Source organism: Niveispirillum sp. CC-CTL257 (genome assembly GCF_059489915.1).
Map to the genome: position 1 here is coordinate 1,464,866 of NZ_JCAJXE010000001.1, position 22,261 is coordinate 1,487,126.

A 22,261-nucleotide genomic window follows, 5' to 3' on the forward strand; every position below is an offset into this window, starting at 1 on the left:
GCGGCTTGTCCCTGCGATGGCGGATCATTCTGCTGGTGATGCTGGCGGCGGTCCTGTCGGCGCTGGCGGGGCTGGCGGTTACGGTGGGCAGCGCCCGTGTGGCGGTACGCGCCGAAACCGACGCCGCCCTGAATCTGGCCCATTCGCGTCCGGCGAACATCACGGGCCATGTCCGCCATGTCACCCGCCTGTTCATCCCCGACGGCACCATCATTCCACCGGCCGGCACCCGGCATCCGGGTGTGCCCGACTGGTTCGTGGCCCTGGTCTGGGATGGTGCACCCGACATAATGCTGCCCGCACCCGGTGGACACTGGCTGCTGCGCGCCGACCCGGTGGATGAGGTGGCGGAGGTCTGGTCCGATACGGTAGCGCTGGCCTGGACGGCGCTGGCGACGCTGGCCCTGCTGCTGGCAGCCCTTTACCTGCTGGTCGGCCGCGCGCTGGCCCCGCTGCATGGGTTCGCGCAGGCGCTCGACCGGCTGGCCCAGGGCCGTGCGGCAGAGACGCCAACCGGGGATGGTATCCCGGAACTGGCCGCCATCGGACAGCGTATTGCCCGCCTGGACCGGGAACTGACGGCGGCGCGCGCGGAAAACGCGGCCCTGTCGCACAGCCTGATCGCCCTGCAGGATCAGGAACGCGCCCAGCTGGCCAGGGACCTGCATGATGAGCTGGGGCCCATGCTGTTCGGTATCCGGGTCGATGCCCATGCCATCGCACGGGCGGCCGGCACCGGGCCGGTTCCCGCCGGCGACGCCATCGCGCGGGCCGATGCCATCGCCAACGCCGCTGCCGGTATCCGGGATCTGTCGCGCCGTATCCTGAACCGGCTGCGCCCCATGGGGCTGGACCATCTGCACGCCGCCGACATCCTGCGCGACCTGATGGACGGCTTGGCGCGGCAGCACACGGACATCCGCTTCACCACCAGCCTGGACGACGATGCCTTCACCCGTTCCGAAGCTGCCGACCTGACCCTGTACCGCATCGCCAACGAGGCACTGCTGAACGCCCTGCGCCATGGCAGGCCGACGCATGTCGGCCTTTCAATTGAAGGCGATGATCAGGGCGTAACCCTGCGCGTCACCGACAATGGCGGTGGCCTGGGCAATGACGCGCCGCCGGGCCATGGCATCATCGGCATGCGTGAACGGGTGCGTGCCCTGGGCGGGGATTTCACGATCCTGACTGACGATGCCGGCCTGACCCTGGTGCAGGCCACCCTGCCTATCCCGCTTTCATCCCCCCGAACGCAGGAACATCATGGCTGACGCCGCTCCCCTGATCCTGGTCGTTGACGACCATGCCATCGTGCGTGGCGGCTGCCGGCAATTGCTGGAACCGCCCTTGTCCCGCTTCCGCGTGGTGGAAGCCGCCGATGGCCTTGCCGCCCGTGAACAGGTGGCCCGACACAATCCCGATCTGGTGGTGGCCGACCTGAACCTGCCCGGCACGCCCAGCGGGCTGGACCTTGTCCGGGAACTGACGGGGGCTGGGCGACGGGTGGTGGTGTTTTCCATGCATGAAACGCCGGGCATCGCGGGCCGCTGCCTGGAGATGGGGGCCGCCGCCTATGTCACCAAATCGGACGCGCCCGACGCTCTGGTACAGGCGGCGGAGGCCGCCCTGCGCGGCGACCGCTGGCTGTCCGCTGACATCGCCCGCGCCCTGGCCCTGCCCAACCGCGAAACCGCCCTGACGGAGCGGGAGGCCGAACTCCTGGATATTCTGGCGGACACAACGAACCTTGATGATGTCGGGCGCCGGCTGGGCATCAGCTATAAAACCGTCGCCAATACCCTGGTCCGCCTGCGAAACCGCTTCGGCGTCCGACGCACCGCAGATTTGGTCAGGGTGGCGGTACAGCGGCGGGCGGGGGGTTAGGCCACCACCCCCATCACCACAGCCGCCCCGCTCCCCCCAATCAGGGATGCCGCGCGCGCCGGTGCCGTGGCCGCAATCGCGGTGGACATTGCATCGGCCAAGGTCGCCGTGTTCGCCGCGACACTGACCTGCCGCCAGGCCATCGCCGGCCGTCCCGTGGTTGGGTCCAGAATATGCCCGAACCGTCCCGCCGCATCGATCAAGGTACCGCGCGGGGCGGACGTGGCGATGGCCCGGCCCGACACGGGCACCGTTGACAGGATGCGCCCCACGGCATCCGGGTCGGCAATGCCCAGCCGCCATTCCTGTCCATCCTCGCGCAGGCCGATCCCGCGCGGTTCGCCCATATCGACCAGCATATGCCCCACCCCATGGGACAGCAGCAGATCGGTTACCCGGTCAGTGATATAGCCCTGGGCAATGCCGTTCAGGGTCAGCTGCGTGCCGGGTGCCAACCGCACCCGGTCGCGCGCCACCCAAACCCGCCGCCACCCGACCGTGCCCATGGTGGCGCGAAGTGCCTCCGCATCCGGTTCCCCACCACGGTACAGGTCCCATAGCCGCTGTACCGTCGGATCGAACGCCCCGCCTGTGGCCGCCGCCACCGACAGCGCCTGACGCAGCAGGTCGGTGAAGGCGGCGGGCGGGGCGCCCACCTCCCCCTCCCGGTTAAGGCGCGACAGCAGGCTGTCGGGCCGGTGCAGGCTGAACAGCCCCTCCATCGCATCCACCAGCGCCGCCACGCGCGCGAGGAGCCGCCGCGCCGTCGCCTCCTCCACCCCATGCAGGGTCAGGCTGGCGGGTCCGCCCATGGCCTGCCCCGTCCAGGTGACGGGCGGCGGTTTGCGGGGCCACAGGGCGACACCCGCCCCGGCCAGCGCCACCGCCGACAGGCGCAGCACGCGACGGCGGCTGATCCGGGTTTCAGGTGGCATGAACATTCCCCTTCCCCCCAATGCGCGCCGCCGCCCCGGCCCCATGTTTGGCGGCCACGACCAGCGGCACACAGCGCCCTTCATCGGCATAGATGCCGACACAATCCAGACACTGGAAACATTCGTCATAACGGATGGAGCCATCACGTCGGATGGCCTTGTACCGGCAGCGCGCGGTGCAAAGCTGGCACGGACTGCCACAGGCCGTCCGCCTGGGTATCCAGTCCAGCACCCGCAACCGTCCCGCCAGCGCCAGAAACGCGCCCAGCGGACAGACATAGCGGCAGAACGGCTTGAACATCACCGTGCCCAGCAGCAGCCAGAACCCGGCATAGATCACAAAGGGCAGGTCGCGCAGGAAGGTCAGGGTGATGGCCGTCTTGAACGGCTCCACCTCCGCCACCGTCTCCGCCTCAGTCGGTGCGATCAAGGCGGTGACCAGCAGCACCGCCAGTACCGCGTATTTCAGCAGCACCAGCCGACCGTCCAGCCATCCCGGCACCCGCACCTGCCGCAGCCGCAGCAGGCGGCCCAGCGCATCGGCAAATTCCTGCAACGCCCCGAACGGGCACAGCCAGCCGCAGAACGTCCCCCGCCCCCAGATGATCGACGCAACCGCGACATAGGCCCAAAGCAGCAGGGAGATGGGATCATAGAGCAGGAAGCCGAAATCCATCCCCCGCGCGGCCCCCTTCACCAACCCCTGCACCGTCACGATGGACAGCTGCCCCTGCGCGTAGATGCCGATAAAGCCCAGCGTCGCCGCCAGGAACCCCATCCGCGTCCAATAGAACAGCCGCTCCCGCCGCGACAGGCGCGTCTGCGCGATCAACCCCGCCGTCAGACCCAGCAGCATCAGGCCCAGCACCGATAGTTCCGGCAACCGGCTACTCCAGGCCAACAACCATTCCGGCGTCGGCTCCTCCACCACAGGCCGCGTGAACAGGTCGGGCGGCAGCGCGTAATCCAGGGGGAAATCCTGTATCCCCTGCTCCGGTCGGATCACGCCCTTTTCCCGGATCACCCGCAGCGACAGAGTCCAGGGGCTGGCCGGGTCGAAGGCGGCGGAACCGTCGATGCGGAACAGCCGCACCTCATCCGCCGCCGGCACCCCGGCGGGCAGGGTGTAGTCATGCACCATGTCGCGGATATTGACGGGAAAGCCGGCTTGGCGGACCGACAGCCGGTCCGGCACCGTGGCCGGCACAAAATCAGGGCCGGTGTAGGAATAACGCCCGCTGGACATGACCAGCAGCGCCTCCTCCCCAGGCTGCAACCGCGCCATCAGATGGGCATGCTGCGCGTCACCCAGCAGGGAACGCCCAATACCGGGACTGTTCAGATAGGCGATCCACAGGTCGACAAAGGTGCCGTCGGGGTCTCCTATCCCCTCCATATCCAGCCCCGCAAAGATGCTGCCCCTGTACGCCGCCTCCACCTGCGCATTGCTGAGGCGAAGATGCCGGACAAGGCCCTGTTCTACCAGCGCCGCCCACTCCATGACTTCATCAGCATCGGTGCGCGGCAGGGATTTCGGCTTGGGCGCGATGGCGGCCATCTTGGCCTGCGCCACCTTGGTCGCAGCACCCATGATGCTCAGGTTGGCGATGCGCAGGCTGGCCGTGGCCTTTGCCACCCCATCCAGCGTGACCGACGTGCTGCCCGCCCGATCTGACGCGCCATACTGGCTGCCGATCTTGATGTTCTGCCGGATGGTCAGGCCGCGATACTGGGTCAGGAAATCGGCGAAGGGCTGCGGGCCCAGCCCATCGACGAAGACCGGTTCATGCTGCGACACGATCTGCACGTCCAGCAGCCGGCCCGTATCATCCATGGCGACCGACAGGTTCATGGGCGTACCGGAAAATCCCGGAATGGGCGTCAGGCTCCCCGTCTCAAAGATGTACCCCGCCACCATCCCCGCCTTGATCAGCGGCCAGGCCGGCACCTGCCGATCCTTCTCCCCCAGGCTGTAGCCGTCGGGCAGCAGGCGGGCCATCTCCGCCTCGCTCAACGCCGCCCGCGCCGGCCCGCCAGATATCAGCAGCAGCAGCAACAGGACCCAGCGCAACAGCATCGCATCCCCCAAATGTTGGGGAAAAACTATGACGCTGGCCGGGAAGCGGGAATTGGACTTTGGTTTCAGGGGCGGCCCCTTACCGCCGACACAGGCTCTCCCCCTCATCATCACCCAGACTGTCCAGCGGCGTGCGTTGGTGCAAATAGCCCTCCTGCGGGGAGACGGAGACCAGCAGGCGGGGAGAGGTGATCAGCACGGGTTGCCGCAACTGCCCGTCCCAGGGACGGAAGCTCAACGCCTGTCCCTTGAACGCCGCCAGGGTGAAACCGGGGTCTTTCAGCGTCATCGCCACCGCCGCCGCATCCCCGCTCTTCACCTTGCCTGCCGCCTCTGTCACGGCGCGCACTGCCGTCCAGGCGGCATAGTCGCGTTCGGTCATCACCCGTCCCGCCAACACCTGGAACCGGTTCTGAAGCTGTGTCCCGCCCCATTGCTCAAACACCCGCGACCAGGCGGTGGGTGTCAGTTCGGCGGTGCCGGCCACGGGCCGCGGGCGGGACGTGCGGTAGGACAGGAAGTCGCCAAATGCCCCGTCTTCATCCGCGACGATCAACACGTCATGATCGGCCCCGCGCGTGAAGGTGGACACCACGTCACGTTCATTGCTGAAGCCGTCATCGGTGCGGGCATGGCCCACATCGAAGGTCCAATCCTTCTCCTCCGCGATCTTTGCCCCCAGGCGTTTGGCCGTGCGGCGCACAGCATCGGCAAAGGGCTTGTCCCCCGGCCCCGCACCGGTGACCAGGAACCAGCTGGTCCAGCGCCGGGTGACCAGATACTGACCCAGCGCATCGGCCAGCATTCGCCGGCTGGGGATGGTGTGCAGCAGGTTGGCGCGGCATTGCGCGTTGCGCAGGCCATCATCGCGCGCCCGCGCATTGATCACGATTGCTCCCTTGGCCGCCGCCTTGTCCGCCACGCGCAGCAAGGCATCGCTGGGCAGATCGGCGACGATGAAGCGCACGCCCTGGCCCAGCATGGCATCCACATCACCCTCCCGCCCCTCCACCAGGATGAACTCCTTCTTCAGGAACCGGCCCGTGACATTACCGTCCTGAATACCCAGCCGCGCGCCCATCAGCGCCCCATCGCGGATGACCGGGTCCAGAAAGGAAAGCGGTGTGGCGGGCGGGTCGTCGGTGCCGATGAAGCCGATGGCAAGCCGGGCAATCCCCGCCCCCGGCGTCACCGCCGGATCGGCAGCCAGCGCAGGAAAGGCACCGCATAAAGCCAGGGCAAGGAACAGGGCGCGCAGCATGGAACATCCCCCTCGTCATCGACGCGGATTCTCCATCCCCGGATAGGCCCGCGCGCGCAGGCGTGACATTGCACTATGGTCTAAGCGCCGGTGCGGGTACGACGGCTTGGCAAGTACCCGTCCGTCACCTTACCATCATCGGTCAAAGCCCCCGGCCCGTTGCCGGGGGGTGACAGAACCGAGGTCCAGGGGCGTATGCCGCCAATGCCAACCCGGTCGCTGGTACGGGCCTGCACACATCTGGCGGACCCGGCGGCGGCCATCGACGAACTTCACAGCGATCTGGCAGCCGCAGATCCGGCACTGATCGTGCTGTTCTGCTCCTCCCACTACGACCTGCCCGCCGTGGCGGCCTCGCTGCGCGCCCGCTTTCCGGGCGTACCGACCGTGGGCTGCACGACGTCGGGGGAGCTGACGCCGCTGGGATATATGGATGGCTCCATTACGGCGGTGGCCTTCCCCAAGGGTGATTTCGCGGCCAGCATCGCGCGCTTTGACCATGTCAGCCGGTTTGAGATCGGCGACGCCAAGCCAAAGGTGCGGGAGCTTCTGGCCGAGGCGGAGGATACCGCCATCGAAATGGGCCCCGATGCCCGTCATGTCGCCCTGTTCCTGGTCGATGGCCTGTGCGTGAAGGAGGAACTGATCATCAGCGCCCTGCATGACGCGCTGGGCGGCTTGCCCCTGATCGGCGGGTCGGCGGGCGACGATATGCGGTTTGAGGCGACGCATGTCCTGCATGATGGGGAATTCCATGTCGATGCCGGCGTGCTGCTGATCCTGACCACCACGCGGCCCTTCAAGGTGTTCCGCAACCAGCATTTTGTTCATACCGACCAGAAGATGGTGGTCACCCAGGCAGACCCCACCCGCCGCATCGTCACGGAAATCAATGCCGAACCGGCGGCCCGCGAATATGCCCGCATGGTGGGGCTGGAAGGCGAGCCGCTGACGCCGATGATCTTCGCCTCCTACCCGGTCGTGGTCCGGGTGGGCGGGGAATATTATGTGCGCTCCATCCAGAAGGTGAATGAGGATGAAAGCCTGACCTTCTTCTGCGCCATTGATGAGGGCATCGTGCTGACGGTGGCCACCGGCGTGGATATCGTGCGCAACCTTCAGGAACTGTTCGATGGTCTGACGGCGGAAATCGGCAGGCCCGACCTGATCCTGGGCTTCGATTGCGTTTTCCGCTCGCTGGAACTCGAGCAGAAGCAGTTGAAGCAGGCGGCATCCAAGGTGCTGGCCAGCCAGAACGTCGTGGGCTTCTGTACCTATGGCGAACAATATAACGCCATGCATGTGAACCAGACCTTCACCGGTCTGGCCATAGGTGCGCGATGAGCGCCCTGCCCGATCCCGCCAACGACCTGCCCACGCCGGAGCAGGAGCGTATCGCGCTTCTGGAGCGGGAGAACTGGAAGCTTAAGCGCATCAACAAGGCGCTGATGGACCGGGTCGAACGGTCCATGGACTATCATGGCAGCGCCTTCTCCCTGTTCCAGACGGCCATCGTCCTGGAAAGCCGGGTGCGCGAACGGACCCAGCAGGTGGAAGAAACCCTGCGGGAGCTGGAAGCGTCCAACGGGGAACTGGCCCGCGCCAAGGAAGCGGCGGAAACCGCGCAGACGCGGCTGGCGGAGGCCATTGAAAGCGTGAATGAGGGCTTTGCCCTGTTCGATGCTGATGACCGTCTGGTCCTATGCAACCAGACCTACCTGTCTCTCTGGCCCGCCATCGCCGACCTGATCCGGCCGGGCATCAGCTTTGGCGAGATCGCACAGATGGCGGTGTCGCGCGGGTCGGTGGTGCCGGATACCGCCGGCCCCGACCGCTGGGTCCGCGAACGGGTGGCGCAGCATGCGGGGGCCGACGGCACCCATGTCCACGCCCTGGCCGACGGGCGCTGGATTCAGATCAATGAGCGGCGCACCCGCGATGGCGGCATTGTCGGCATCTATACCGACATCACCGATGTGAAGGAACGCGACGCCCGCGACGGCCAGGAACGTATCCGCCTGATCACCGATGCCATGCCGGCCCTGATCGCCTATGTCGATGCGGATGAGACCTACCGGTTCGTGAACCGCCGCTATGGTGAGATGTTCCGCCGCCCCCGGCATGAGATCGTAGGATCGACCATGCGCGAACTGCTGGGGGATGATGAATATCGCCGCCGCCGCCCGCATATCGGCACCGTCATGGCGGGACAGGAAACACAGTTCGACCTGGAATTCGACACACGGTCCGGCAAGCGCTATTCCCAGGCGACCTATGTCCCACATTTCGCACCCGATGGCGCGGTGCTGGGCTTCTTCTCCCTGATCCAGGACGTGACCGAGCGCCGGCGCGCGGCGGAGGATCTGCGCGAAGCCAATGAAGGCCTGGAACGCCGTGTGGCCGAACGCACCGCCGCCCTGAAGCAGGAGATCGCCGAGCGTCAGCAGATCGAGGCCAAGCTGCGCGAGGCGAAGACCGCCGCCGAACAGGCCAACCTGTCCAAGACCAAGTTCCTGGCCGCCGCCAGCCATGACCTGCTGCAGCCTCTGAACGCTGCCCGCCTGTTCGTGTCGGCCCTGACCGAGGGGGAACATGAGGCTGGCACCCGCATGCTGGTGGAAAAGACCGATGCGGCCCTGCTGTCGGTCGAAGACCTGCTGGAAGCACTGCTGGATATTTCCAAGCTGGATGCCGGCGTGGTGCAACCTCAGTTGGATGATTTCCCGCTGGCCATGCTGCTGTCATCGATGCAGGCGGAATATGCGCCGGTGGCGAAGGAGCGCGGACTGGATCTGCGTGTCCTGCCATGCAAGGCCATCGTCCATACCGACATGCGCCTGCTGCGCCGCGTCCTGCAGAACTTCGTCTCCAACGCCCTGCGTTACACCCGCAGGGGCCGTGTCCTGGTTGGTTGCCGACGGGTAGCGGATGGGGTGCGGATTGAGGTGCTGGACACCGGTCCCGGCATCCCGGCGGACAAGCTGGACGAAGTGTTTGAGGAATTCCGCCGTCTGGAAGGTGCCGACCGCCCCGCCGGCCGCGACCGGGGCATGGGGCTTGGCCTTGCCATCGTACAGCGGGCGGGCCGCATGCTGAACACGCCCATCGGCCTGCGGTCGCGCATCGGCAAGGGATCGGCCTTCACCGTTACCGTGCCGCTGGGCAGCAAGAAGCGGTCGACCCTGCCCAATGCCACGCGCAGCACAACACCCGCCAGCCCCCTGACCGGTGCGCGCATCCTGGTCATCGACAATGAGCAGGCCATTCTGGACGGGATGGGTGCCCTGTTGCGCGGCTGGGGCTGTCAGGTGCAGGTGGCACCCTGCGCCGGCAGCGCCATGGATGCCCTGCCCGCCCTGGGCGGCTGGCCCGATGTGATCATCGCCGATTATCATCTGGAAAACGGCGCTATCGGCGTCGATGCCATCGCCCGCATCATCCAGGCACGCGGCCATGACATCCCGGCCATGGTCATCACCGCCAACCGGACGGCGGATATCCATGAACGGGTGCAGCGCGACGGCTATGCCCTGCTGACCAAACCCGTAAAGCCCGCACAATTGCGGGCCCTGGTGACACAGTTGATCGGGTAGGAAGCGCGAACCGGGGCGCTTCCTACTCGATCTGATCCCCGCGCGGCGGCGGGCCTTCGGCCAGCAGCGCCGTCGCCTCTTCATCCGTGAACACACGGGACCGGGTCAGAAAACGCATGCCCTCCGGCCCTTCCAGGGAAAAACCGGCCCCCCGGCCTGGCACAGCATCGATGATCAGTTGCGTATGTTCCCAATATTCGAACTGGGCGGCGCCGATGAACACCGATGCGCCATGGATATCACCCAGATAGACGTCGCGGCTGCCCACCTTGAACTCCCCGACCGGGTAACACATCGGTGCCGACCCGTCACAGCATCCGCCAGATTGATGAAACATCACCGGCCCGTGGACAGCGCGCAGCCGGTCGATCAACACATCGGCGGTGGGCGTGGACAGAACGCGGGGAACCATAGACACCTCCTCAGGCCATAAACAAAGAAGGCGGGTGACGCCTGTGGACGCCACCCGCTGCCAGTCACCTGAAACCCATACTCTGCTCAGAAGAACCCAAGGGCCTTGGGGCTGTAGCTGACCAGCAGGTTCTTGGTCTGCTGGTAATGGTCCAGCATCATCTTGTGCGTTTCACGCCCGATGCCCGACTGCTTATAACCGCCAAAGGCCGCATGGGCCGGGTACAGGTGGTAGCAGTTGGTCCAGACGCGGCCCGCCTGGATATTGCGGCCAAAGCGGTATGCGCGGCTGCCGTCGCGGCTCCAGACGCCAGCGCCCAGCCCGTACAGCGTGTCGTTGGCGATGGCGAGCGCCTCTTCCTCGCCCCGGAACTTCGTGACGGCCAGGACGGGGCCGAAGATTTCCTCTTGGAACACCCGCATCTTGTTGTGGCCTTCCAGCACCGTCGGCGTGACATAGTAACCACCGGACAGATCGCCCCCCAGATCGGCACGCCCGCCCCCGGTCAGGACCCTGGCACCCTCGCCCCGGCCGATATCGATATAGGACAGGATTTTTTCCAGCTGATCGTTGGACGCCTGGGCCCCGATCATGGTGCTGGCGTCCAGCGGCGACCCCTGCTTGATCTTCTGGACCCGCGCGATGGCCTTTTCCATGAACCGGTCATAGATACGTTCATCGACCAGGGCGCGCGACGGGCAGGTACAGACCTCCCCCTGGTTCAGGCCGAACATGGCGAAGCCTTCCAGCGCCTTGTCCAGGAAGTCGTCATCCTCGGCCATTACGTCGGCGAAGAAGATGTTCGGCGACTTGCCGCCCAGTTCCAGGGTGACGGGGATCAGGTTCTCCGACGCGTACTGCATGATCAGACGGCCGGTCGTGGTCTCACCCGTGAACGCGATCTTGGAAATGCGCTTGTTGGTGGCCAGCGGCTTGCCCGCCTCGATCCCGAAACCGTTCACGACGTTCAGGACGCCGGGCGGGATCAGGTCACCGACAATATCCATCAGCACCATGATCGACATCGGCGTCTGTTCGGCGGGCTTCAGCACCACGCAATTGCCGGCGGCCAGCGCCGGGGCCAGCTTCCACGCGGCCATCAGGATGGGGAAATTCCAGGGGATGATCTGGCCCACCACGCCCAGCGGCTCATGGAAATGATAGGCGACCGTGTCATGGTCGATCTCGGCCAGGCTGCCCTCTTGCGAACGCACACAGGCCGCGAAATAGCGGAAATGGTCGATGGCCAGCGGAATATCGGCGGCGGTGGTCTCGCGGATCGGCTTGCCATTGTCGATGGTCTCGGCCAGGGCCAGCAGGTCCAGGCGCTGTTCCATGCGGTCGGCGATACGGTTCAGAACGGCGGCGCGTTCAGCAACGGAGGTGCGGGCCCACTTGTCCTTGGCCTTGTGCGCGGCATCCAGCGCCAGCTCGATATCCTCCGCCGTGGACCGCGCGATCTTGCAGAACACACCGCCGGTGACGGGGGAGATATTGTCGAAATACTGGCCGCGCACGGGGGCGACCCATTCGCCACCGATGAAATTGTCATAGCTGGCGCGGATGGCGACGCTGGATTTCAGCTTTTCGATGGCCTGGTGCAACATGGGGGCGTCTCCCTTGGGGATGTCATGAACCCCTGTCATGGGGCTCGGGATCGATGCCAACGGTGCGCCCGGCGGCGGTGCTGGTAAATTAGACTTTGTGTGAAGAAACCCGTCCCGGACGGGTTGCCCCGACACCTTGGTGCAATTGCGCAAAGGGATTTGCCTTGGCTTTGTTGAGGCGAAATTCACCCGCAAAACCAAGGTGTTCCGACAATGATGACGCGCCCGTACATTCTGGCCGCCGCCCTGGCCGCACAGGTCCTGATCGCCGCTACGGCAGAGGCCGCGACGCATGAGGTGAAGATGCTGAACCAGGGGCCGGGTGGGGCCACCATGGTGTTCGAACCCGCCATGCTGACCATCGCGCCGGGCGACACGGTACGCTTCATCCCCACCGACAAAAGCCATAATGCCGAGGCCATCAAGGGCATGTTGCCCGAGGGTGTGGAACCCTTTACCGGCAAGATGAACGAAGAGATCACGGTGACCTTTGAACAGCCCGGCCTTTACGGCTTCAAATGCAAGCCGCATTACGCCATGGGCATGGTCGGCGTCATCGTCGTGGGCGATCCGGTGAATGTCGAACAGGCGAAGGCCGTGAACCATCCAGGCAAGGCCAAGGACTTGCTGCTGGGCCTGATGGCAAAGCTGCGCGGATAAGCCTGAAGAGCGGGCGGGGGCAACTGCCCCCTTCCCCTACTGCGCCGCCGCCCGTGCCGATACCTGCGGCGTACTGGGGGCTGGCGCAAAGCTGACCTTATTGGCCAGGATCACGGCCTGGGTGCGGCTGAATACCCGCATCTTTTGCAGGATGGCGGAGACATGGGCCTTCACGGTCGTCTCCGTCACGTCCAGCTCATAGGCGATTTCCTTGTTCAGGCGCCCGGCGACCACCAGTTCCAGCACCTTGCGCTGCTGGGGCGTCAGCGTGTCGATACGGCGGATGATCTCCTGATCCTCGCCCGACGGCGCCGGGGCCGGCGCATCCTCCAGACCTTCGGGCACATAGACATCGCCGCCCAGCACCTGATGCAGGGCCTTGGCGATCATGCCGCGCGCCAGTGATTTCGGCACGAACCCCGCCGCTCCATGGCGCAGCGCCTCGTTCACCACCTGCCGGTCACAGGCCGCCGACACCATGACCACGGGCAGCGACGGATAGCGGGCGCGCAAGGAAGCCAGTCCAGCAAACCCGTTATTGCCCGGCATGTTCAGGTCGAGAAGGACCAGATCGAAATCGCCCTCCCGGTCGATGATGCGGATCACCTCGTCCAGGTCGGACGCCTCGAACAGCTCGCACCGGTCCAGTGCCACCGCGACGACGGTGCGCAACCCGTCCCGCACCAGCGGATGATCATCCGCGATCAGAACCTTGCCCATGCCCTTGATCCTCCCCGTCGCCTTATTGGCCGCGCCGATTTGATTGTTTTTCCGGGCATCAGCAGCCTACTCGCGCGGGCGAAGGTGGACAATCGTGGGAACCCCGGCGGGGTACGGTTCTTTAGTATAAGATGCCCCTCACACGACCAAAACAAAGGGGCCGCTCCCTTTCGGAAGCGGCCCCCTGCACTTGGAAATCCAACCCTCACACCTTCGGCAGCTTGAACACCCAGAGCGAGCCACCTTGGTTGATATGCTGGATGGACTTCGCCACTTCACCACCCCAGAGCGGCACGGCACCGCCCCAACCGGACAGGACGGCCACATACTGTTCGCCATCCTGTTCCCAGGTGACGGGGCTGCCCACCACGCCGGAACCGGTATTGAACTTCCAGACCTCCTTGCCGGTCTGCGCATCGAAAGCCTTCAGATAGCCTTCGGGCGTGCCGGTTAAGACCAGATTGCCGGCAGTGGTCAGAACGCCACCCCAAAGCGGGGCCTTGTTCTTATATTCCCACTTGGTCTCACCCGTGGCCGGGTCGATGGCGCGCAGCACGCCGATATGGTCATCATACAGCGGCTTGATGTTGAAGCCGGCACCCAGATAGGCGGCACCCTTCTTGTAATTGATGCCCTCGTTCCAGATATCCATGCCCCATTCATTGGCGGGCACATAGAACAGGCCCGTATCCTGGCTATAGGCCATGGGCATCCAGTTCTTGCCGCCCAGGAAGGAGGGGGCCGCGAAGACCGACTTGCCCTTCGTCTCGCCCTGTGCCGCCTCCATCGGGTTGCCGGGACGATTGGCGGGATCGTAGATCGGGCGGCCCTTTTTGTCGAAACCCTTGGCCCAGGTGATCTTCGATACGAACGGCGTGGCGGAGATGAACTTGCCGTTGGTGCGATCCAGCACGAAGAAGAAGCCGTTGCGGTCGGCCTTGGCACCGGCCTTGATGGTCTTGCCATCCTTCTTCAGGTCGAAGGGAATGAACTCGTTCACCCCGTCAAAGTCCCAGCCATCATGCGGCGTGGTCTGGAAATGCCACTTGATCTCGCCTGTATTCGGGTCGATGGCCAGGGTGGAGGAGGTATAGAGATTGTCGCCCGGACGCAGATGGCTGTTCCACGGGGCCGGGTTGCCGGTGCCCATATAGATCAGCTTGGTTTCCGGATCATAGGTACCGCCCAGCCAGGTGGCCCCGCCGCCCTGCTTCCACATATCACCAGACCAGGTGGCGTTCTGCTTTCCGGTGACGGTGCTGTCCTTGCCGTTCATCTGGCCCATATGGCCTTCGATGGTGGGGCGGGACCAGACCAGTTCACCCGTCTTGGCGTCGCGCGCCTCCACCTTGCCGATGATACCGAATTCACCGCCGGAATTGCCGGTGATGATCTTGCCATCCACGATCATGGGGGCGGCGGTGTAGGAATAACCCGCCTCGTAGTCGGCCATCTTCTTGGACCAGATGACCTTGCCCGTGTCTTTGTTCAGCGCCACCAACTTGGCGTCCAGGGTCCCGAAATAGACCATGTCGCCATAGATGGCGGCACCCCGGTTCACCACGTCGCAGCAGGGCATGATGCCTTCGGGCAGGCGGGCATCATACTGCCACTTCTCCTCGCCCGTGCGGGCATCGACGGCCCAGAGGCGGCTGTAGGAGCCGGTGATATAGATGGTGCCGTCATGGACGATGGGCTGTGCCTCCTGCCCGCGCTGCTTCTCCCCACCAAAGGAGAAGGAGAAGGCGGGCACCAGCTTGGACACGTTCTCGGTATTCAGCGTCTTCAGCGGGCTGTAGCGCTGCGCCTGGGGGCCCATGCCATAGGTCAGCACGTCGCCGGTGGTGGCGGCGTCGTTCATCAGATCGGCGTCGGTAGGTCCGGCGGCGAAGGTCGGCGTGGCGGCGGCCAGGCCCAGCACGGCGCAGGTTGCCAGCAGAATGCGCTTCATGGCGTCTTGTCTCCCTGTAAAGGGCCGGGGCGATGGCACGATGCTCCGCCCGGCTTCCGGCGAAATCCGCACAAACCTCCGGCCGCCGCGGTCGGGGAAGCGACCGCGCGTGAGCGGATTTTCAATGGGTTGGGATGCGGACTGGTTTCAACGACGGTGCCAGGGTAACGCCCGCAGCCAGGGGAAAAAATTGAACCTTGGTATCAGCAATGACGGGCGCACCCGGCCCGATAACCTTATGGCCGTTTCCAAACAGCATTCGCTGCCTCTAATATGCCGGTCAGCGACAAGATGTCAGGTAGTGGATTGGTGATCTTGCGGAATTGTCGGAATCATGCGGGCTTGGCTCGACGGCTGCTCGGGTCGCTGCTGCTCTGGATACTTGCCGTCACGGCACAGGCCGGTGCCGCCCCCGTCCCTTATTGCGTCGATCCCGACTGGCCGCCCTACGAGATCATCAATCCCGCCGGCATGCATCAGGGCATCGCCGCAGACCTGCTGGCCCTGGCGGCCAGCCGCGTGGGCCTGGAACTGACGTTGGTGCCGACCCGCGACTGGGACGACAGCATGGCGGCGGTCAAACGCGGCGACTGCCTGTTCCTGGATTTCCTGAACCAGACGCCCAACCGTGATGAATGGCTGGTCTTCACCGAACCGCTGTTCATCGATCCCAACGTGATCATCACGCGAGAGGAACAATCCTTCATCGCCGATCCCGCGGCGCTGTCGGACAAGATCATCGTGCTGCCCAAGGGTACGGCGATTGAGGAGCGGGTGCGCCACGACTTCCCCAACCTCACTATCGTCACCACCAATAGCGAGGCCGAAGCCTTTGAGATGGTGTCAAACCGCAAGGCCGACCTGACCATCCGCTCCATGATGGTGGCCGTGGACACCATCAAGAAACAGGGCTGGTTCAATCTGAAGGTTTCCGGTCTGGTGCCGGGTTACGAGAACAAGTTGCGCATCGGCATCCGCAAGGACCGGGCGGATCTGGTCGACATCCTGAACCCCGGCATCCTCAGCATCACGCCGCAGGAACGCAACGCCATTGCCAACCGGCATGTCGCGATCAATGTGCAGACGGCAGTGGATTACCGGCTGATCGGCACCATCGTCGCCGTTTTCCTGGTCATTCTGCTGTCCAACCTGCTCTGGGCCATGAAGCTGCGCAAGGTGAACCGGCAGCTTCAGCATATGTCCCGCCATGATGGCTTGACCGGCCTGTGGAACCGGGCCGGCCTGGATGAACATCTGGAGACCGAGCTGGAACGCGCCCAGCGGCATGGCACGCCGCTGTCGGTCATCATGCTCGACCTTGACCATTTCAAGAAGGTGAACGACCAGCTGGGCCACCTGAAGGGCGACCGGGTCCTGACTGAAACAGCTGGCATCCTGAGCCGCGCAACCCGCAAGCTGGATATTGTCGGCCGCTGGGGCGGAGAGGAATTTCTGGTCCTGTGTCCGGATGCCGATGCCGGACAGGCCCTTTCCGTCGCGGAACGGATCGGCGGTGCCACGCGCGGCCATGCCTTTGTGACCGGCTGGCACCACACCGTCAGCGCGGGTGTGGCGCAATGGCGTCCAGGGGAAAGCGCCCACAGTCTGATCCAACGTGCCGACGCCGCCCTGTATCAGGCCAAGAATGGTGGCCGTGACCGGGTCGAACGCGCCGAATAGGGAGATTTTGCCTCAGCCACCCGGCGGCGCGTGCGTGATGCCATAGGCGGCGAAGATAACGGCGATGGCGCCATCCGCCATCAGGCCGGCGATCACATCCTCCAGCCTGTAGCCAAGGTCGCGGCTGTCGGTCTTTACCGCAATGCCGATATCCCAGCCCTGTTTGGCCAGGCCCGGAAATGGCCCGCGCCGAACGACCAGTTTGCGGCCCGATGCCCTCTGACCCAGCTCTACCTGGGCCAGCGTTGCCATGGCGGCCCCCGCCTGTCCCGTGATCAGGTCGGCCATGGCCGCCGCCGCCGACAGATGATGCACGACATCACCGCGCAGCCGCCCGCCGAACGCCCCGGTCAGATAGAAATCGGGCACACTGTCCGTCTCCACGGCAATCGCGCTGCCTGCCATATCAGCCATGGATCCCCGGCAATCGGTGCGCGCCGGGTCGCAGGCCAGCGCGAAACTTTCCCGGTGATACGGCCCCGTCAGCACCGCCATGTCATTGCGCAGGCCGAATTCCCGGTCATAGGGCACATGCATCATCACATCGGCCACCGGCTCACCCAGGATGGAGCCTTTCCAGACGGCATTGCGCAGGTCGTCATCCATATTCTCGTCGGCGGTCAGCTCCATGAATTCCGGCTTCACACCCAGCTTTTCCGCCATCGCCCGGCCCAGATCGACATCAATGCCGACCAGCTTGCCTTCCTGCCGCCAGGACCAGGGCGGATTATCACGATAGACGGCGATGCGCAGCGTGCCCTTCTGCATCACCTTGTCCAGCGGGGCAGCGGCAGCAAAACGCGAAAACCCCGCCGCAAGCGGCAGGGTCGCGACCATGGCCAGCAATTGGCGACGGTTCATGATGGATGTCCTCACTGCGGCACGGTTTCCAGCCAGGCGCGGATGGCCCATCCGGCCTCCTGTCCCAGCACCTCGCCAAAGGCCGGCATATAGACCTTGCCATCGCGCGCGGCCCCCTTGCGGAACCGTTCGGAGAACCACTCATCGCCAGTATCACCGGCTTCCAGGAAGCGCAGATCCGGCGCGATGCCCCCCGAAATCGCACCCAGCCCGTGGCAACGTGCGCAATTCTGGTTATAGGCCGAGGACCCGATCTCAATGGCGCGCTTGTTCCCGCGATAGGGATTGCTGGCCCGCCAGTCCGGCCCCAGCTTCTCCAGCCCGTCGATATTCACCGGCTGCGGCGTCACATCGCCATGCGCCAGCACCGGCAGGGCGGCGGGGGCGGTGAACAGGGCGGCGGCAATCAGGCCGGCGGCGAGGCGGACGGGCGACGGCATGGGCAACATCCTCAGGAAAGCGTTGGAAACAGGGCGTTTCGAATGGTCGCCAGCGTAACGATTTCCCTGCCCTGCCCTAATTGGACTTTGGTGCCACGCCCGTTTCCACGGCCCGCTAACACCCTTGTCCCATGGTCTAATGGCCGCACCGACAGGGGGCGGGATAGGGTTGCCGGTCAAGGGCCGCCAAGGTCCGCCGCCACCGGGAGGATGAAGAATGCGGACATGTTTGCTGCTGGCGCTGCTGGCCCTGGGCATGGTGGGACCGGCGGGCGCCGGAACGCTGTATGTCTCCAACGAACGCGACAACAGCTTGACCCTGATCGATACCGATACTTTGACGGTCAAATCCACGATCAAGGTCGGTGCCCGCCCGCGTGGCATCACCCTGTCCGCCGATGGCAAGCAGCTTTACATCTGCGCCAGCGACGATGACACGGTGCAGGTCCTGGATATCGCAACGGGCAAGATCCTGCACAATCTGCCATCGGGCGATGATCCCGAACAATTCGCGCTGGCCCCCGACGGCACGCATCTGTTCATCGCGAACGAGGATGACAATGTCGTCACCGTGGTCGATGTCCCCACCCGTTCCGTCGCCTATCAGATCGATGTCGGGGTAGAGCCGGAGGGCATGGCCGTAAGCCCGGATGGTAGATGGGCCGTCAATACGTCCGAAACCACCAACATGGTGCATTGGATCGACACCAGCACCCGGCAGCTGGTGGACAATACCCAGGTCGATGCCCGCCCCCGCCACGCCGAATTCACCGCCGATGGCAAATCGCTGTGGGTCTCCGCCGAAATCGGCGGCACCGTAAAGGTCATCGACGTCGCCAGCCGTCAGGTGAAACAGACCATTGCCTTCGCCGTGAAAGGCGTGCAGGCCGACAAGGTGCAGCCCGTGGGCATCAAACTGTCCAGGGATGGCAAACTGGCCTTCATCGCACTCGGCCCCGCCAACCATGTGGCGGTGGTGGACACGGCCACCTATCAGGTGAAGGCCTATCTGCTGGTGGGCCGCCGTGTCTGGCATATGGCCCTGTCGCCCGACGGCAAGACTTTGTTCACCACCAACGGTGTCTCCAACGATGTCTCCGTCATCGATGTGGAGGGGCTGAAGGTGGTGAAATCCATTCCCGTCGGCCGCTACCCCTGGGGTGCTGTGGTGGTGCCATGAGGGCGGCACTGACAGTTGATCAACTGGGTTTCAGCTATGGCAAGGGCGGCTTCGCGTTAAGCGGGGTCGCCTTTGCCGTTGAACCGGGCCGCTTCACGGCGCTGCTGGGTGCCAACGGGGCCGGCAAATCCACCTTGATGGGCCTTCTGACCCGGCTGTTCACGCCGGACACGGGCGCCATCCATATTGGCGGCCATGACCTGCACCATCGGCCGGGCGCGGCGCTCGCCGCCATGGGTGTGGTGTTTCAGCAGCCGACCCTGGATCTGGACCTGACGGTGCGCCAGAACCTGACCTATGCCGCCGGCCTGCGCGGCTTGTCGGCGCGGCAGACGGCACCACGCATCACCGAACTGCTGGACCGGTTCGCGCTGTCCGATCGGGCGGGTGACAAGGTGCGGCTGCTGAATGGCGGCCACCGCCGGCGGGTGGAACTGGCACGCGCCCTGCTGCACCGCCCGCCCCTGCTGATCCTGGATGAACCGACCGTGGGTCTGGACGCCCCCTCGCGCCGCGATCTGGTGGATCATGTACACCGGCTGTGCACCGACGATGGCGTCGCCGCCCTCTGGGCCACGCATCTGTTTGACGAGGTGCGGGCCGGCGACGATGTCGTGCTGCTGCATCGCGGCCAGGTGCGAGCAACGGGCAGTGTCCCCGACCTTCTGTCCCGCACCGGTGCCGGCACGCTGGGGGAAGCGTTCGGGACCTTGACCAGACCGGAGGGAACGCCATGATGGCTTACCTGCGCGCCCTGAAGGCCGTGATCTGGCGGGAGATGCTGCGTTTCCTGCATCAACGCGAACGGTTCATCTCCGCCCTCGTCCGCCCCCTGGTCTGGCTGTTCATCTTCGCTGCCGGCTTCCGGGCCGCGCTCGGCATTTCGGTACAGCCGCCCTACGACACCTACATCACGTATGAAACCTATGTACTGCCCGGCCTTGCCGCCATGGTCCTGCTGTTCAACGGCATGCAAAGCAGCCTGTCCATGGTCTATGACCGGGAAATGGGCAGCATGCGCCTGCTGCTGACGGCACCCCTGCCACGCGAATTCCTGCTGACGGCGAAGCTGCTGGCCGGCGCGGTGGTCGGGCTGGCACAGGTCGCGGCCTTCCTGGCCATCGCGGCCCTGACGGGGCTGGTGGTGCCCGCGATGGGCTATATCACCGTCATCCCGGCCCTGCTGCTGGCGGGCCTGATGCTGGGTGCCGTCGGCATGCTGCTGTCCAGTACCATCCGGCAGCTGGAGAACTTCGCCGGTGTGATGAATTTCGTCATCTTCCCCGCCTTCTTCCTGTCATCCGCCCTCTATCCCCTGTGGAAACTGCGGGAGGGCAACGAGTGGCTATATCTGCTGGCCCGTTTCAACCCCTTCACCCATGCCGTCGAACTGATCCGCTTCGCGCTTTATGGACAGGTGGATTGGGCGGCGGCGGGATGGGTGGCGGGGGCGACAATGGTCTTCCTCACCCTCTCCTTTTGGGCCTACAACCCCGCCCGTGGCCTGATGCCGCGCAAGGCCGGGGGTGGCGAGGGCTGATCCCCAAAACAATACGGCCACCCGGCATTCACCGGGCGGCCGCAAGGAACGGGGGAGCCGAAGCTCCCCACGGGAGGATCAGAAGAACAGGATGGCGCCCAGCGCGATCGTGTCGGAGGAGGCCTTGTTGGGGCCCTGGGCCTCCGCCGTGGTGTTGATATATTCACCCACCAAGGTTACCCAGTCGGTCAAACCGTAATGGACCGTGCCCACCCAGGACTTGTTGGTGTCCAGCAGGGTCGGGTTGACCTCACCCTTGGCCAGATCCAGATGGCTTTCGCCATAGGATGCGGCAAGCGTCAGCTTGTCGATGACATAGCTGCCCTGGATATAGAAGCCGTCGCTGTCCCGCTTGTTGCCGCGCGCATCGGCGGACAGGATGAACAGGCCCGTGGTCCCGATCCCTTCCCCGGTATAGTAGTAGCCTACCAGGCTGGCATTCCCGAACCCGACCTTGGCCCCGACATCATAGCCGGTGCCCTTGTAATCCGGCCCGCCGGCAACCGCAGGGTCGTGATCCTGGGTCAGCAGGCCCGCCCACAGTTTGGTGGTCACGGCACCCGCCTTGCCCTCATACGACGCCTTGGCCTGGAAACCGGGCGTGTCATTCAGCTCACTCTGGCCGGCGGTGGCCAAAGGCTGGAAGATGCCCGCCGACAGCTTGAAGCCGTTCATGTCCGGCGTGGTGTAGGTGATCTGCGGCTGGAAATCGGTATAGATGTAACCCAGCCCGATACGGCCCAGCGAGGTATTGGACGGGGTGGCATTGCCCGCCGCCGTGCCCACGCCCAGAAGCGTGACATCCGACAGGATGGCATCCGCCCCGAACAGCCCGATATCACGGCCGATCTTGATCTCGCCAAAACCCTTCTTGCCGAAGGTCAGGAAGGTCTGGCGGAAATCAATGCCCGATGTGGACAGCGCCGTCGGCGAGCCGCCGGAATTGGCACCACCGGCCCAGCTGACGCTGTTGATGCCGGGATACATGCCGAAATGGGCGCCCACGTCCCAACCCGCCTGCTGCGTCGTCACATCGAATTTCAGGAAGCCGGGCAGCAAGCCATTGCGTACAGAGCTGGTGTCATTGCCGCCGACGCTGGCCAGACCGCCGACCACATTCCTGGTCGCCCCCGGCTTGTCGGCATTGTCACTGACATAGAAGCCGTTGACCGAGCCGGAGATTTGCACATTCACGGCCCCGACCTTGAAGCCCACGCCCGTATCGGCGGCTTCCAGCACCTTGCCGCTGGCTGCTGCGGGGGCGGCCTTCACCTCCTCCGCGCGGCGGGTGGACAGGGCCTGGAATTCCTGTTCCGTCAGGATGCCCTTGGCCTTCAGCTGTTTCAGCAGCTCATCCGTTGTATCGGCAGACGCCGATCCCACCAGACCCAGACCAATCGCCAGGCCGCACGCCCCCAGCCGCAGAACATTGCGCAGACGCATTTCTCCCTCCCACA

The 22,261-nt window shown here is 64.9% G+C and carries 19 protein-coding genes; 9 read left to right on the forward strand and 10 right to left on the reverse strand.

Translation table 11 applies throughout. The annotated features are described in order from the left end of the window. Positions 1 to 5 precede the first annotated feature (5 nt). Together ABC729_RS07040 and ABC729_RS07045 are read left to right on the forward strand one after the other, a co-directional pair. Positions 6 to 1,274 (forward strand): sensor histidine kinase, encoded by a 1,269-nt coding sequence (locus ABC729_RS07040; protein ID WP_495606922.1) that lies wholly within the window; start codon positions 6 to 8, stop codon positions 1,272 to 1,274. Next, entirely contained in the window at positions 1,267 to 1,887 is a 621-nt protein-coding gene (locus tag ABC729_RS07045; RefSeq protein WP_495606923.1) for a response regulator, read from the forward strand. The genes ABC729_RS07040 and ABC729_RS07045 overlap by 8 nt, the downstream gene beginning before the upstream one ends. Here the strand turns inward: ABC729_RS07045 and ABC729_RS07050 are convergent. The 3 genes from ABC729_RS07050 to ABC729_RS07060 form a co-directional block, all read right to left on the reverse strand. Next, positions 1,884 to 2,822 (reverse strand): FAD:protein FMN transferase, encoded by a 939-nt coding sequence (locus ABC729_RS07050; RefSeq protein ID WP_495606924.1) that lies wholly within the window; start codon positions 2,820 to 2,822, stop codon positions 1,884 to 1,886. The genes ABC729_RS07045 and ABC729_RS07050 overlap by 4 nt on opposite strands. Further along, positions 2,812 to 4,899 (reverse strand): 4Fe-4S binding protein, encoded by a 2,088-nt coding sequence (locus ABC729_RS07055; RefSeq protein WP_495606925.1) that lies wholly within the window; start codon positions 4,897 to 4,899, stop codon positions 2,812 to 2,814. The genes ABC729_RS07050 and ABC729_RS07055 overlap by 11 nt, the downstream gene beginning before the upstream one ends. A 79-nt stretch (positions 4,900 to 4,978) precedes the next feature. Continuing rightward, positions 4,979 to 6,160, reverse strand: coding sequence for an ABC transporter substrate-binding protein (locus ABC729_RS07060; RefSeq protein ID WP_495606926.1), 1,182 nt, complete (start codon positions 6,158 to 6,160; stop codon positions 4,979 to 4,981). 204 nt (positions 6,161 to 6,364) lie between these two features. Between ABC729_RS07060 and nosP the strand changes: the two genes are divergently transcribed. Next, a complete protein-coding gene (gene nosP / locus ABC729_RS07065; RefSeq protein WP_495606927.1) occupies positions 6,365 to 7,504 on the forward strand; it encodes a nitric oxide-sensing protein NosP in 1,140 nt (379 codons plus the stop codon). Then, positions 7,501 to 9,753 (forward strand): PAS domain-containing hybrid sensor histidine kinase/response regulator, encoded by a 2,253-nt coding sequence (locus ABC729_RS07070; protein WP_495606928.1) that lies wholly within the window; start codon positions 7,501 to 7,503, stop codon positions 9,751 to 9,753. The genes nosP and ABC729_RS07070 overlap by 4 nt, the downstream gene beginning before the upstream one ends. Before the next feature lie 22 nt (positions 9,754 to 9,775). Here ABC729_RS07070 and ABC729_RS07075 read toward each other — a convergent pair whose 3' ends face one another. Both ABC729_RS07075 and adh read right to left on the reverse strand, forming a co-directional pair. Next, entirely contained in the window at positions 9,776 to 10,165 is a 390-nt protein-coding gene (locus ABC729_RS07075; protein ID WP_495606929.1) for a DUF779 domain-containing protein, read from the reverse strand. A gap of 86 nt (positions 10,166 to 10,251) precedes the next feature. Further along, positions 10,252 to 11,772 (reverse strand): aldehyde dehydrogenase, encoded by a 1,521-nt coding sequence (gene adh / locus ABC729_RS07080; RefSeq protein WP_495606930.1) that lies wholly within the window; start codon positions 11,770 to 11,772, stop codon positions 10,252 to 10,254. 213 nt (positions 11,773 to 11,985) lie between these two features. On the opposite strand from adh, the gene ABC729_RS07085 reads away from it, so the two are divergent. Further along, positions 11,986 to 12,432 carry a pseudoazurin gene (locus ABC729_RS07085; protein WP_495606931.1) on the forward strand — a complete coding sequence of 149 codons (447 nt, stop codon included), beginning with the start codon at positions 11,986 to 11,988 and terminating at the stop codon, positions 12,430 to 12,432. A gap of 36 nt (positions 12,433 to 12,468) precedes the next feature. Here ABC729_RS07085 and ABC729_RS07090 read toward each other — a convergent pair whose 3' ends face one another. Both ABC729_RS07090 and ABC729_RS07095 read right to left on the reverse strand, forming a co-directional pair. After that, positions 12,469 to 13,152 (reverse strand): response regulator, encoded by a 684-nt coding sequence (locus tag ABC729_RS07090; RefSeq protein WP_495606932.1) that lies wholly within the window; start codon positions 13,150 to 13,152, stop codon positions 12,469 to 12,471. A 205-nt stretch (positions 13,153 to 13,357) separates the two neighbouring features. Continuing rightward, positions 13,358 to 15,103: a methanol/ethanol family PQQ-dependent dehydrogenase gene (locus tag ABC729_RS07095; RefSeq protein WP_495606933.1), complete on the reverse strand. Its 1,746-nt coding sequence runs from the start codon at positions 15,101 to 15,103 to the stop codon at positions 13,358 to 13,360. 342 nt (positions 15,104 to 15,445) lie between these two features. Between ABC729_RS07095 and ABC729_RS07100 the strand changes: the two genes are divergently transcribed. Further along, entirely contained in the window at positions 15,446 to 16,783 is a 1,338-nt protein-coding gene (locus ABC729_RS07100) for a diguanylate cyclase (protein WP_495606934.1), read from the forward strand. A 12-nt stretch (positions 16,784 to 16,795) separates the two neighbouring features. Here ABC729_RS07100 and ABC729_RS07105 read toward each other — a convergent pair whose 3' ends face one another. Together ABC729_RS07105 and pedF are read right to left on the reverse strand one after the other, a co-directional pair. Further along, positions 16,796 to 17,644 carry a substrate-binding periplasmic protein gene (locus tag ABC729_RS07105; RefSeq protein ID WP_495606935.1) on the reverse strand — a complete coding sequence of 283 codons (849 nt, stop codon included), beginning with the start codon at positions 17,642 to 17,644 and terminating at the stop codon, positions 16,796 to 16,798. 11 nt (positions 17,645 to 17,655) lie between these two features. Then, the gene (gene pedF, locus ABC729_RS07110; RefSeq protein WP_495606936.1) at positions 17,656 to 18,084 is read right to left on the reverse strand and encodes a cytochrome c-550 PedF; all 429 of its coding nucleotides are present in this window, start codon (positions 18,082 to 18,084) and stop codon (positions 17,656 to 17,658) included. A 217-nt stretch (positions 18,085 to 18,301) separates the two neighbouring features. On the opposite strand from pedF, the gene ABC729_RS07115 reads away from it, so the two are divergent. The 3 genes from ABC729_RS07115 to ABC729_RS07125 are packed head-to-tail and all read left to right on the forward strand — an operon-like array spanning position 18,302 to position 20,804. Then, positions 18,302 to 19,264, forward strand: a complete 963-nt coding sequence (locus ABC729_RS07115) for a YVTN family beta-propeller repeat protein (protein WP_495606937.1) — start codon at positions 18,302 to 18,304, stop codon at positions 19,262 to 19,264. Beyond that, positions 19,261 to 20,001, forward strand: coding sequence for an ABC transporter ATP-binding protein (locus ABC729_RS07120; protein WP_495606938.1), 741 nt, complete (start codon positions 19,261 to 19,263; stop codon positions 19,999 to 20,001). The genes ABC729_RS07115 and ABC729_RS07120 overlap by 4 nt, the downstream gene beginning before the upstream one ends. After that, positions 19,998 to 20,804 carry an ABC transporter permease gene (locus tag ABC729_RS07125; RefSeq protein ID WP_495606939.1) on the forward strand — a complete coding sequence of 269 codons (807 nt, stop codon included), beginning with the start codon at positions 19,998 to 20,000 and terminating at the stop codon, positions 20,802 to 20,804. Before ABC729_RS07120 ends, ABC729_RS07125 begins: the two co-directional genes overlap by 4 nt. A gap of 78 nt (positions 20,805 to 20,882) precedes the next feature. Here the strand turns inward: ABC729_RS07125 and ABC729_RS07130 are convergent, their stop codons facing one another. After that, positions 20,883 to 22,247: a hypothetical protein gene (locus ABC729_RS07130; RefSeq protein WP_495606940.1), complete on the reverse strand. Its 1,365-nt coding sequence runs from the start codon at positions 22,245 to 22,247 to the stop codon at positions 20,883 to 20,885. Positions 22,248 to 22,261: the final 14 nt, after the last annotated feature.